The 12,110-nt window shown below is 61.9% G+C and carries 8 protein-coding genes; 4 read left to right on the forward strand and 4 right to left on the reverse strand.

The genetic code is table 11. The features are described 5' to 3' along the window. Positions 1 to 3: 3 nt before the first annotated feature. On the reverse strand, positions 4 to 1,374 hold the full coding sequence (locus tag BT199_RS05750) for a GntT/GntP/DsdX family permease (RefSeq protein WP_072434128.1): 1,371 nt from the start codon (positions 1,372 to 1,374) through the stop codon (positions 4 to 6). Positions 1,375 to 1,591: 217 nt separating this feature from the next. Here BT199_RS05750 and BT199_RS05755 point away from each other — a divergent pair, with 217 nt between their 5' ends. The 4 genes from BT199_RS05755 (at position 1,592) to BT199_RS05770 (ending at position 8,121) form a co-directional block, all read left to right on the forward strand. Beyond that, positions 1,592 to 2,497 (forward strand): cation diffusion facilitator family transporter, encoded by a 906-nt coding sequence (locus BT199_RS05755; RefSeq protein ID WP_047712521.1) that lies wholly within the window; start codon positions 1,592 to 1,594, stop codon positions 2,495 to 2,497. 109 nt (positions 2,498 to 2,606) lie between these two features. Beyond that, complete coding sequence (locus tag BT199_RS05760) at positions 2,607 to 3,833, forward strand: TolC family protein (RefSeq protein WP_032902209.1); 1,227 nt, start codon at positions 2,607 to 2,609, stop codon at positions 3,831 to 3,833. A gap of 19 nt (positions 3,834 to 3,852) precedes the next feature. Continuing rightward, the gene (locus BT199_RS05765) at positions 3,853 to 4,959 is read left to right on the forward strand and encodes an efflux RND transporter periplasmic adaptor subunit (RefSeq protein ID WP_072434129.1); all 1,107 of its coding nucleotides are present in this window, start codon (positions 3,853 to 3,855) and stop codon (positions 4,957 to 4,959) included. 18 nt (positions 4,960 to 4,977) lie between these two features. Beyond that, a complete protein-coding gene (locus BT199_RS05770) occupies positions 4,978 to 8,121 on the forward strand; it encodes a CusA/CzcA family heavy metal efflux RND transporter (protein ID WP_072434130.1) in 3,144 nt (1,047 codons plus the stop codon). 59 nt (positions 8,122 to 8,180) lie between these two features. Here BT199_RS05770 and BT199_RS05775 read toward each other — a convergent pair whose 3' ends face one another. The 3 genes from BT199_RS05775 to BT199_RS05785 all read right to left on the reverse strand — a co-directional run bounded on the left by BT199_RS05775 (position 8,181) and on the right by BT199_RS05785 (position 11,969). Beyond that, the gene (locus BT199_RS05775; protein ID WP_072434131.1) at positions 8,181 to 9,641 is read right to left on the reverse strand and encodes a heavy metal sensor histidine kinase; all 1,461 of its coding nucleotides are present in this window, start codon (positions 9,639 to 9,641) and stop codon (positions 8,181 to 8,183) included. Further along, positions 9,638 to 10,312 (reverse strand): heavy metal response regulator transcription factor, encoded by a 675-nt coding sequence (locus tag BT199_RS05780; RefSeq protein ID WP_014716797.1) that lies wholly within the window; start codon positions 10,310 to 10,312, stop codon positions 9,638 to 9,640. Before BT199_RS05780 ends, BT199_RS05775 begins: the two co-directional genes overlap by 4 nt. Before the next feature lie 337 nt (positions 10,313 to 10,649). Further along, a complete protein-coding gene (locus BT199_RS05785) occupies positions 10,650 to 11,969 on the reverse strand; it encodes an OprD family porin (RefSeq protein ID WP_038448772.1) in 1,320 nt (439 codons plus the stop codon). Positions 11,970 to 12,110: the final 141 nt, after the last annotated feature.

A 12,110-nucleotide genomic window follows, 5' to 3' on the forward strand; every position in this document is an offset into this window, starting at 1 on the left:
GGGTCAGGTCAGGAAGTGCCAGAGCAACAAGGTACCCACCAACCCAACCACCGAAACAATCGTCTGCAGCACCGACCACACCCAGATTGTCTGCTTCAACTGCAAGCCAAAGTACTCACGCACCATCCAGAATCCGGCGTCGTTGACGTGGCAGAAGAACACCGAGCCGGCGCCGATGGCCAGGGCGACCAATGAGCTTTGAGTCGCCGCCAACCCGGCCATCATCGGCGCGAGGATGCCGGCGGTCGTGGTGGTGGCCACGGTGGCCGAACCGGTGGCCTGGCGCAGGGCCACGGCAATCAGCCAGGCCAGCAGCAAGTAGGGCATGTGCGCGCCTTCGGCGACTTTGCTGATGGTCTGGCTGACGCCGGCGTCCAGCAGGGTTTGCTTGAGGCCGCCGCCGGCGCCGATGGTCAGCAGCAGTACGGCGATAGGCGCCAGGGCTTTGCGCAGGGTGTTGCCGACGTCGGCGCGTGGCATGCCCGCCGCCCAACCCAGGCAGACGACCGCGGCGATTACGGCCAGGCCGAGGGCGACCAGCGGTTCACCGAGGAATTTCAAGGTCAGGGCGAGGGTGCTTTCCGGCGCCAACGCGACTTTGGCCAAGGTGCTGCCGAGCATCAGGATCACCGGCAACAGAATGATCAGCAATGACACACCGAAGCTCGGCTGGCGCGGGGCCTTGGGCGGTGCGCTGAACAAGGCGCCGATATCCGCCGGTTCATCCACGTGCAGGCGCTTGGACAGCCAGTTGCCATACAGCGGCCCTGCCAGGATCACGGCCGGCACCGCCAGGCAAAAGCCCAGCAACATGGTCAGGCCCAGGTCGGCGTGCAATGCGCCCACGGCGATCAGCGGCCCCGGATGCGGCGGCATCAAGGCATGCAGGGTGGTCATGCCCGCCAGCGCAGGGATGGCGATTTTCAGCAATGGCTGGTTTGAACGCTTGGCCATCACAAAGATGATCGGCACCATCATCACCAGGCCCACTTCGAAGAACAGCGGCAGGCCGATCACCATGGCAACCAACGCCATCACCCAGGGCAATGACTTGCCTTTGCCCAGCCCGAGCAACGTGGTGGCAATACGGTCGGCCGCGCCGGATTCGGCCATCAGCGCGCCGAGCATCGCACCCAGGGCAATGATGATCCCGGCTTCGCCGAGAAACGCCCCGGCGCCTTTACTGAACGCCTTTGCCACTTCTTCCGGCGGCAGGCCGGCGCCGACCCCGGCGATAAAGGTGCCGATCAAAATCGACAGGAAGGGCGGCAGTTTGGTCGCGCTGATTAGCACAATGATGCTGGCGATCGCCAACAGTACGCAGAGCATGAGGCGGGTGTCGTGAACCATCCACGCGGCAGTCGATAACTCCAAGACGGGACTCCTTATCGAGCAGGTTGGCTAATGTGTTTCTTTTTGTTTCAGCCTGAAAAGCATACCTGATAGCGCTCCCCCAACGCGTGCATGAACGATTTTGGTGCGCCCGAAGCTAACGACGCTCTGGCGCTCAGATGACAATTTTGCAAACCATGCCAGTGGAACTGGCCTATAGCTCTATGATCCGCCCCATCCCAACCCACGAGGACATTTCATGAGCGCAGGACACAGCCACGCCCAAGTACGCGCCGGCCACGAACGCAAGTTATGGATCGCCCTGGGGCTGACCGGCAGTTTCATGCTGGCCGAAGTCATCGGCGCCTTTGTCACCGGCAGCCTGGCGCTGTTGTCCGATGCAGCGCACATGATGACCGACGCCCTGGCCCTGGCGATTTCCCTGGTGGCGATCCAGGTCGCCAAGCGCCCGGCAGACCGCAAGCGCACCTTCGGTTATGCGCGGTTCGAGATCCTGGCGGCCGCCTTCAATGCATTACTGCTGTTCGCCGTGGCGTTCTACATCTTGTACGAGGCTTACCAGCGGCTGCAGGCGCCCGCCGAAATCCAGTCCACCGGCATGCTGGTGATTGCGCTGCTGGGGCTGGTGGTCAACCTGATCTCCATGCGCCTGCTCAGCGCTGCCAGTGGCGAGAGCCTTAACGTCAAGGGCGCCTACCTGGAAGTCTGGAGCGACATGCTGGGCTCCGTCGGCGTGATCATTGCCGCGCTGGTGATCATGTTCACTGGCTGGGGTTGGGTTGACTCCGTGGTCGCGGCCGCCATTGGCTTTTGGGTATTGCCGCGCACCTGGACGTTGCTCAAGGCGAGCATGAACATCCTGCTGCAAGGTGTGCCGGAGGGTGTGGACATCGAGCAGGTGGAGCAGGGCATTCGCAGCGTGCCTGGGGTCAAGGACGTGCACGACCTGCACATCTGGGCCCTCACCAGTGGCAAGAACGTGCTGAGTACGCACCTGGTCGCGGATGCGTCCCAAGGCAGCGAGCAACAGATCCTCAGCCGAGTGACGGAGTTACTGCACGAACAATTCGATATTTCCCACGCCACGATCCAAGTGGAGGGCGAGGGATTCACGCACGACGAGCATGACGAAGTGCATGCCTGAGCCTGGCTAACGGATTTGTAATCTTTCGCCCACGGCCCTGATAAGTACCGAAAGCTACATTGCCCCCGCTGGGAAACCTCAGCGACTTCATGGGCGTGGAACTCTCGTTATGGCAATTTTTGTTAGAACACTGTTGGGGGCGGCGGCATTGGCAGTGTGGATATCCGCAAACGCCGCCCAGGCACAACCCCTCACCCTCGATGCTGCCTTGCAAACCGCCTTCGCCAACAACCCGGACCTGGCGGCCGCACAATGGGAAATCGACATCGCCGAAGGCGGCCGCCAACAGGCCGGCTTGATCCCCAATCCGGTGGCCTCCTGGGACGCCGAAGACACCCGCCGCAACAGCCGCACCACCAGCATCAAACTCAGCCAGACCCTGGAACTGGGCGGCAAGCGCGGTGCGCGTATCGAAGTGGCCACCCGCGCCCAGGATGCCGCCGCGCTGACCCTGGAGCAGCGTCGCAACTTGTTGCGCGCCGAGGTCATCGACAGCTACTACGGCGCCCTGCGTGCCCAGGAACGCCTCGACCTGGCGCAACGCTCCATGACGCTTGCCGAACGCGGCCTGGTGGTCGCCAACGGGCGCGTCACTGCTGGCAAGTCGTCACCCGTGGAAGCCACTCGCGCCCAGGTGCAGGTGTCGCAAATCCGTCTGGAATTGAACCGCGCACAGATCGGCCTCACTGACGCCTACCGTCGTCTGGCCACCAGCACCGGCAGCGCCGCCACCGACTTCCAGGTCGTCGCCACGCCAAGCACTTCCGTACCGGCGTTACCCGCCGCCGCGCCATTGTTGGCACGCCTTGAGCAGACCGCCGAATTGCGCCTGGCCGAACTCAACATTGTGCAGAACGAAGCCAGCGTGGGCCTGGAAAAAGCCCAGCGCATTCCGGACCTGGACGTGTCCATCGGCAGTCAATACGACGCCAGCGTGCGCGAACGGGTGAACCTGGTGGGCGTGTCGATGCCGATCCCGTTGTTCAACCGCAACCAGGGCAACATCCTCGCGGCCACCCGACGCGCCGACCAGGCCCGCGACCTGCGCAACGCCGCGGAGCTGCGCCTGCGCACCGAAACCCGCCAGGCCCTGGACCTGTGGCAGACCGCGAATACCGAAGTGCGCGCGTTCAACCAGCAGATCCTGCCCGCCGCACAAAGTGCGGTAGACAGCGCCACCCGTGGCTTCGAGATGGGCAAGTTCAACTTCCTCGACGTGCTCGACGCCCAGCGCACCTTGATCGCGGCCCGCACCCAATACCTTGCGGCCACCGCCCAGGCCACCGAGGCCTGGGTACGCATCGAACGCATTTACGGCGACCTCGCCCGCTTTTGATTTTTCCTGGAGTCTTCTGATGAACAAAAAACATGGCATGGCGCTCGCCGTCGCCCTGGGCCTGATGCTTTCCGGCTTCGCCCACGCCGAGGAAGAAGAAGGCAAGCTCGAACTCACCGAGCAGCAGATTCAAGCCGCCGGCATCCAGTTGGCCCAGGCGCAACCGCGTGCCATCAGCACCGTGCTGACGCTGCCGGGCGAAGTGCGTTTTGATGAAGACCGTACCTCCCATATCGTGCCCCGTGCGGCAGGCGTGGTGGAGGCGGTGAAGGTCAACCTGGGCCAGTCGGTGAAGAAGGGTGAACTGTTGGCGGTGATCGCCAGCCAGCAGATTTCCGACCAGCGCAGCGAATTGGCGGCCAGTGAGCGCCGGGTCGAACTGGCGCGTACCACCTTCCAGCGCGAGCGTCAGTTGTGGCAGGACAAAATCTCTGCCGAACAGGATTACCTGCTGGCGCGGCAGACCCTGCAAGAAGCCGAAATCGCCCTGAACAATGCGCGGCAAAAGATGACCGCCCTCAGCGGCAGCGCCGTATTGGCCGGCGGCAATCGTTATGAACTGCGTGCGCCCTTCGCCGGTGTGGTGGTGGAAAAACACCTGGGGGTGGGCGAGGTGGTCAGTGAAACCAGCAATGCCTTCACCCTCTCGGACCTGTCACAGGTGTGGGTCACCTTCGGCGTATTTCCCAAAGACTTGAACAAGGTTCGCGTGGGCAAACCGGTGAAAGTCAGCTCGACGGAAATGGGCACCGAAGTGCTGGGCACCGTGGCCTATGTGGGCAACTTGCTCGGTGAGCAGACGCGCACCGCCACCGTGCGCGTAACGGTCCCCAACCCTGACGACGCCTGGCGCCCGGGCTTGTTCGTGGCCGTGCAAGTGGCCACCGATACCTACCAGGCCAAGGTCACCGTGCCGCAAACCGCTATCCAGACCGTCGAGGACAAACCCTCGGTGTTTGTGCGCACGGCGGACGGCTTTATCACCCGCCATCTTGAACTGGGCGTCAGTGAAAACGGTTACGTCGAAGTGCGTAAAGGCCTGGAGGCCGGCGCGCTGGTGGCGACGGCTGGCAGCTTCATCCTCAAGTCCGAACTGGGCAAAGGCTCGGCCGAACACGCCCATTGATCCTGCGAGTGATTCCCCATGTTTGAGCGCCTTATCCAATTCGCCATCGAGCAGCGCATTATCGTGTTGCTGGCGGTGCTGTTGATGGCCGGTGTCGGCATCGCCAGCTATCAGAAACTGCCCATCGACGCGGTACCTGACATCACCAACGTACAGGTGCAGATCAACTCGGCGGCGGCCGGTTTTTCGCCGCTGGAAACCGAGCAGCGCGTCACCTTTCCCATCGAAACCGCCATGGCCGGCCTGCCGGGCCTGCAGCAGACGCGTTCGCTGTCGCGTTCCGGTTTGTCCCAGGTCACGGTGATTTTCAAGGACGGCACCGACCTGTTCTTTGCCCGCCAACTGGTCAACGAGCGTCTGCAAGTGGCGCGCGAGCAATTGCCCGACGGCATCGAAACTGCGATGGGGCCGATTTCCACTGGCCTGGGGGAAATTTTCCTATGGACCGTCGAAGCCGAGGACGGTGTGCGCAAAGAGGACGGTACGCCTTACACCCCCACCGACCTGCGGGTGATCCAGGATTGGATCATCAAACCGCAGCTGCGCAACGTGCCAGGCGTGGCCGAGATCAATACCATCGGCGGCTTCGCCAAGGAATACCAGATTGCGCCAGACCCCAAGCGCCTGGCCGCCTACAACCTGACGCTCAACGATCTGGTCACGGCGCTGGAGCGCAACAATGCCAACGTCGGCGCCGGTTACATCGAGCGCAGCGGCGAACAGTTGTTGATCCGCGCGCCGGGCCAGGTGGCGTCTATCGACGACATCGCCAACATTGTCATCACCACCTCGGACGGCACGCCGATCCGCGTGCGCAATGTGGCCCAGGTCGACATTGGTCGTGAGCTGCGTACCGGCGCCGCCACCGAAAACGGCCGTGAGGTGGTGCTGGGCACGGTGTTCATGTTGATCGGCGAGAACAGCCGCAGCGTGTCCCAGGCGGTGGCGAAAAAGCTTGAGGAGATCAACCGCTCGCTGCCCGAAGGCGTGGTGGCTGTCACTGTTTACGACCGCACCAACCTGGTGGAAAAAGCCATCGCCACCGTGAAGAAAAACCTCTTCGAAGGTGCATTGCTGGTGGTGGCGGTGTTGTTCCTGTTCTTGGGTAATATCCGTGCAGCGCTGATCACGGCGATGGTGATTCCGCTGGCGATGCTGTTCACCTTCACCGGCATGTTCACCAACAAAGTCAGCGCCAACCTGATGAGCCTGGGCGCGCTGGACTTCGGCATTATCGTTGACGGTGCGGTGGTGATCGTCGAGAACGCCATCCGCCGTCTGGCTCATGCGCAACACCGTCATGGCCGGTTGCTGACCCGCAGTGAACGCCTGCACGAAGTGTTCGCCGCGGCCAAGGAGGCGCGACGCGCGCTGATCTTCGGGCAGTTGATCATCATGGTGGTGTACCTGCCGATCTTCGCCCTCACGGGCGTGGCCGGGAAGATGTTCCACCCGATGGCCTTCACGGTGGTGATTGCCTTGCTCGGCGCGATGATTCTGTCGGTGACCTTCGTACCGGCGGCGATTGCGTTGTTTGTCACCGGCAAGGTCAAGGAAGAAGAAAACATTGTGATGCGCAGTGCACGCCGGGTGTATGACCCGGTGCTCAACTGGGTGATGGTGCGTCGGCCCTTGGTGTTCGGCCTGGCCGCACTCACCATCGTCGTCTCGGGTCTGGTTGCCAGCCGCATGGGCAGTGAATTTATCCCCAGCCTCAGCGAAGGCGACTTTGCCCAGCAGGCGCTGCGTGTGCCCGGCACCAGCCTGACCCAATCGGTGCAGATGCAGCAGCAACTGGAAAAAACCTTACTGGCCCAAGTGCCGGAAATCGAGCGGGTGTTTGCACGCACCGGTACGGCGGAAATCGCCTCCGACCCGATGCCGCCGAATATTTCCGACAGCTACGTGATGCTCAAACCCAAGGACCAATGGCCGAACCCGAAGAAGTCCCGCGAGGCAATTATCGCTGACATCCAACGGGCCAGCGCGATTGTGCCGGGCAGCGTGTATGAGCTGTCGCAGCCGATCCAGTTGCGTTTCAACGAGCTGATTTCCGGAGTGCGCAGCGATGTGGCGGTGAAGGTGTTTGGCGATGATATGGCGGTGCTCAACCAGACAGCTGGGGAAATCGCCGAGACCTTGCAGAAGCTCAACGGCGCCTCGGAAGTGAAGGTGGAACAGACCTCCGGCCTGCCGGTGCTGACCATCAATATCGACCGCGACAAGGCCGCTCGCTTTGGCCTGAATGTAGGTGATGTGCAGGACACCATCGCCGTCGCGGTCGGTGGGCGCCAGGCCGGTACGCTGTACGAGGGTGATCGGCGTTTTGATATGGTGGTGCGCTTGTCCGATACGTTGCGCACCGATATCGACGGCTTGTCACGCCTGTTGATCCCGGTGCCGGCGCTGGCGAGTAGTACCTCGGGGCAGTTGGGCTTTATCGCCTTGTCCCAGGTTGCCAGCCTCGACCTGGTGCTGGGCCCCAACCAGATCAGCCGCGAGAACGGCAAGCGCCTGGTGATCGTCAGCGCCAACGTGCGCGGGCGCGATATCGGCTCGTTTGTCGAGGAGGCCGAAGCCGCCATCACCACCCAGGTGAAAGTCCCCGCCGGTTACTGGACCATCTGGGGCGGCCAGTTCGAACAGTTGAAGGAGGCTTCTGAACGCTTGCGCATCGTGGTGCCGGTGGCCTTGCTGTTGGTGTTCGGGTTGCTGTTCATGATGTTCAACAACCTCAAGGACGGCCTGCTGGTGTTTACCGGCATCCCCTTCGCGCTCACCGGCGGGATCATGGCGCTGTGGCTGCGCGATATTCCGTTGTCGATTTCAGCGGGGGTGGGCTTTATCGCCTTGTCGGGCGTTGCGGTGCTTAATGGCCTGGTGATGATCGCCTTCATCCGAAACCTGCGCGAGGAAGGTCGCTCATTATCGGTGGCGATCCACGAAGGCGCGTTGACCCGTCTGCGCCCGGTGCTGATGACCGCGCTGGTGGCGTCCCTGGGGTTTATCCCCATGGCGCTCGCCACCGGCACCGGTGCCGAAGTGCAGCGCCCATTGGCGACCGTGGTGATTGGCGGGATTATTTCTTCGACCTTGCTGACCTTGCTGGTGCTGCCGGCGTTGTACCAATGGGCTCATCGCCGCGATGAAGAGACCGCCTGACAACCGTGAAAACGCCGCAACCCCCCTGGGGGAGCGGGCTTGCTCGCGAATGCGCCGGGTCAGTCGATACCTTTACTGACGGATACACCGCCTTCGCGGGCAAGCCCGCTCCCACAGGGGGCCAACGGCGCTTCCAGAGCCTGGGGAAACACCAGGCTGAACCGCGTAAAACGCCCAGGCTGGCTGGTGACATGAGCATGCCCCTGATGCAAATGCATGATCGATTTCACGATGGCCAGCCCCAGCCCGGTGCCGCCCTCGGCACGGGTACGGCTGCTGTCGGCGCGGTAGAAACGTTCGAACAGGTGCGGCAGGTGGTGCGCTTCAATGCCTCGCCCCGGGTTGCCCACCGACAGCGATACGCTCTGCTCGTAGGTCTCCACCAACAGCAACACGGTAGAGGCCTCGGGTGTGTGGCGAATGGCATTGGAGAGCAAGTTGGAAATCGCCCGCTGGATCATCAGCCGATCGCCCGTCACCCAGGCATCGCCGCGCAGGCTCAGGGTGATGTGTTTGTCTTCGGCACTCAGGGCAAACAACTCCATCGCCCGCTGGGCTTCCTGCGCCAGGGACACCTCGGTGAATGAGGCCCGGGCCGCCGGGTGGCTGACCTGCGCCAGAAACAGCATGTCGCTGACAATCCGCGCCAGGCGTTCGAGCTCTTCGGTGTTGGATTCCAGCACCGCCTTGTATTCCTGCGGCGGGCGCTGGCGCGACAGGGTCAACTGGGCCTTGCCCATCAGGTTGGTCAAGGGCGCGCGCAGTTCGTGGGCCAGGTCATCGGAGAATTGCGAGAGTTGCTGCACCCCGGCGTCCAGGCGGTCGAGCATCACGTTGATGCCGTGGGCGAGTTCACCCAGTTCGTGGGGCAGGTTGTCCACAGACAAGCGATGGGTGAGGTCTTGGGTGGTGACTTTCGCCGCCACCTGGCTGAACTGCTTCAACGGCGCCAGGCCCCGTTGCACCAGCCACCAGGCGCCCATGCCAATCAGTATCAGCAGTAGCGGCAGCGCAATCAGCGTGGCGCGCAGGTAGGCACTGAGCAATGCCTGGTCGTCCATGCGGTCCAGGGACAGCAGCACCCGCACGCGTTCACCGTTGGCCAGGCGCATCAAGCTGGAGGCACTGAGTATCTGGTTGCCGTAGCTGTCGACCCAATTGAGGTAGCCCAGGGTTTCCCGTGGCTTGAAGTCGGTGAGCAGTGGCTCCTGGGGCTTGCTGCCGACGTTCAGCAGCACGCTGTTATCGGGCGCGGTGCCGACGATGGTCAGGTGGAAATTGTCGTGGCCGATCACCAGGTCCATCAGCGAGTGCGGGCGGCCGCGAATGGCGTGGGCGTCCAGGCCCAGGGCCAGGCTGTGCTGGATCTGTTCCATTTTGCTTTCCAGGTTCTTGCGCGCGAGTTTTTCCAGCTCATGGGTGAGGGCCAGGTAGGCCAGGGTCGCCAGCAGCAACACCAGGCCCGCGCCCATCAGGCTGACCGTCAAGCCCAGGCGCATCGACAGGCTGCCGGTCTTCATGGGCGCGCTTCCAGCACGTAGCCCACGCCGCGAATGGTGTGGATCAGCTTGACCTCGCTCTGGTCATCCACCTTGGCGCGCAGGCGGCTGATGGAGACTTCGACCACGTTGGTGTCGCAGTCGAAATTCATGTCCCAGACCAGGGAAATAATCTGTGTGCGGGTCAGCACTTCGCCGGCCTGGCGCATCAGCACTTGCAACAGGGCGAACTCCTTGGTGGTCAGGTCGATGCGCCGGGTGCCGCGATAAGCGCGGTGGCGGCGCGGGTCCAGTTCCAGGTCCGAGACGCGGAACACTTCCGGCTGTGGAATGTGCTCGCTGCGACGCATCAAGGTGCGCACGCGGGCCAGCAGTTCGGGAAACTCGAACGGCTTGACCAGGTAATCGTCGGCGCCCATGTCCAGGCCCTTGATCTTGTCAGCCAGCCGGCCACGGGCGGTGAGCATCATCACGCGCTGGGTGCCGTTGCGGCGCAATTCTTCCAGTACTTGCCAGCCATCCTTGCCCGGCAGGTTGACGTCCAGAATCACCAGTTCATAGGCGTGTTGCCCTGCCAGGTGCAGGCCGTCGACGCCATTGGCGGCGCAGTCGACCACGTAGCCACTTTCGTTCAAGCCCTGTTGCAGGTAGTCGGCGGTTTTCTGCTCGTCTTCAACCACAAGAATACGCATGGGGGTTACCTCTTGAATTAGGGGGAGAGAAGGCGCCCATGTCCCTATGGCGGCGGTTTCGGAAGTGGGAAAAGTCTGAAGGCTAAAGTAGCTTTAGGGTCAACTGCGACCGTCGGTCGCATGTGTCGCAGGCAAAAAAAACGCCCCAAGCGGGGCGTTAAAAATTCATCTCTTTCCAAAGGAGCTACACAAAAGCTTCAGAGATGAATGTGCTCGGGTGAATAAGTTGAAGCGAGTATAGAAAGTTCCACTTAACGAGAAGCTGAGGCCAATATTACAATTTTGATAACTGGCTATTTGTGAACAGATGTTAGTTAATCGCGAGCGAATGTAAGGGCTACAGCACGACCAATGGGTATTCGGCAATCAGACGAACTTCTTCCAGGTCTGACTCGAACGCACTGGAGCGCACGGTGGCCTGGCGCAAGCGCAGGGACAAATCTTTCAAACGCCCACTTTGCACCACGTATTTGGCCTCGATATCCCGTTCCCAGCGGCGTTGATCGGTCAAGGGGTTACCCGCTGCATCGCGGCGCATATACACGGCATTGGCGTTGCTGTAGTCGGCGCCGGTGCCTTTGCCGTAGCGGGTCATGAACGACAGGCCGGGAATGCCGAACGCCTGCATGTCCAGGTCGTAGCGCAGCATCCATGAGCGCTCCTTGGGCGCGTTGAAGTCGCTGTACTGGATGGAGTTGTTGAGGAAGATCGAATCAGACTGGCGCAGATAGTCGAAGTCATCGTCGCCGTTGTTACGCTGGTGCGACACGGCCAGGCTGTGGGCACCGACCTTGACCCCGAGCCTGGCGCTCCAGATGTTGTTGTCGAACTCGCCGAGCCGTTTCTGGCCTTCGTCCACGGCCTTGTAGTAGTTGAAGTCGCCGAACAATGACACGTCGTCGGTCAATGCGTAATTGGCATTGCTGCCGAAGTAGTACTGGTCCCAGGCGTCCTTCAAGCGGCTGCTGTACAGGCTAAAGCCCAGATGGCTGTTGAGCTGGTAGTCACCGCCGAAGTAGGCGATCCAGGGCGAGTCGACCTTGCCTGCATAGAAGGTGGCAAAGCCTTTGTTCATGCCGCTTTCACTGGGCTGGCTCATGCCGCTCAGGCGCCCGCCTTGCAGGCTCAAGCCTTCCAGGCTGGTGTTTTGCAGGGTGACGCCGCGAAAGCTCTCGGGCAACAGGCGAGAGTCGCCGTAGGCCACCACCGGGGTGAGTGGGAACACGTCGCCGGCCTTGATCACCGTGTCCAGCACGCGCAGTTTCGCCGCGCCGCCGATTTTGCTGTAGCTGTCTTCCGGCTGGTTGTCGCTGTTCACCGGCAGCACGCCGAACGAGCCTTTGCCGCCGCTGCGGCCGCTGCCCGAGTCAAGCGTCAGGCCGTACATGGCGAACGCGTCCAGGCCAAAACCCACGGTGCCCTGGGTAAAACCGGATTCGAATTTGCCGATAAAGCCCTGGGCCCAGGCTTCGGAGTAACCATTGCCAGTGGGGCTGGACTGGCCTTTGCGGTCATCGCGGTTGAAGTAGAAATTGCGTGCCAGCACGTTGATGCGGCTGCCCTCGATAAAACCTTCGGGCTTGTCCTCCACCGCCAAGGCGGCCATGGGCAGTGCAGCCATCAGTGAAAAGGGAAGGGTGTAATGACGAATGCTCATGATGCGCTCCTCGGTGATGGCAGTTATCGGCTTCTTATAGAGGCGGGCGTTTTTATTGATCTGGCCCTGGCTGATAGTTGCAAACGACGGATAACAGCTGCATGGCGCGAAGATTACAATTCTGGAAACTAACGGCCATCT

Source organism: Pseudomonas sp. NFR02 (genome assembly GCF_900119375.1).
In the GTDB taxonomy this organism is placed as follows: domain Bacteria; phylum Pseudomonadota; class Gammaproteobacteria; order Pseudomonadales; family Pseudomonadaceae; genus Aquipseudomonas; species Aquipseudomonas paracarnis.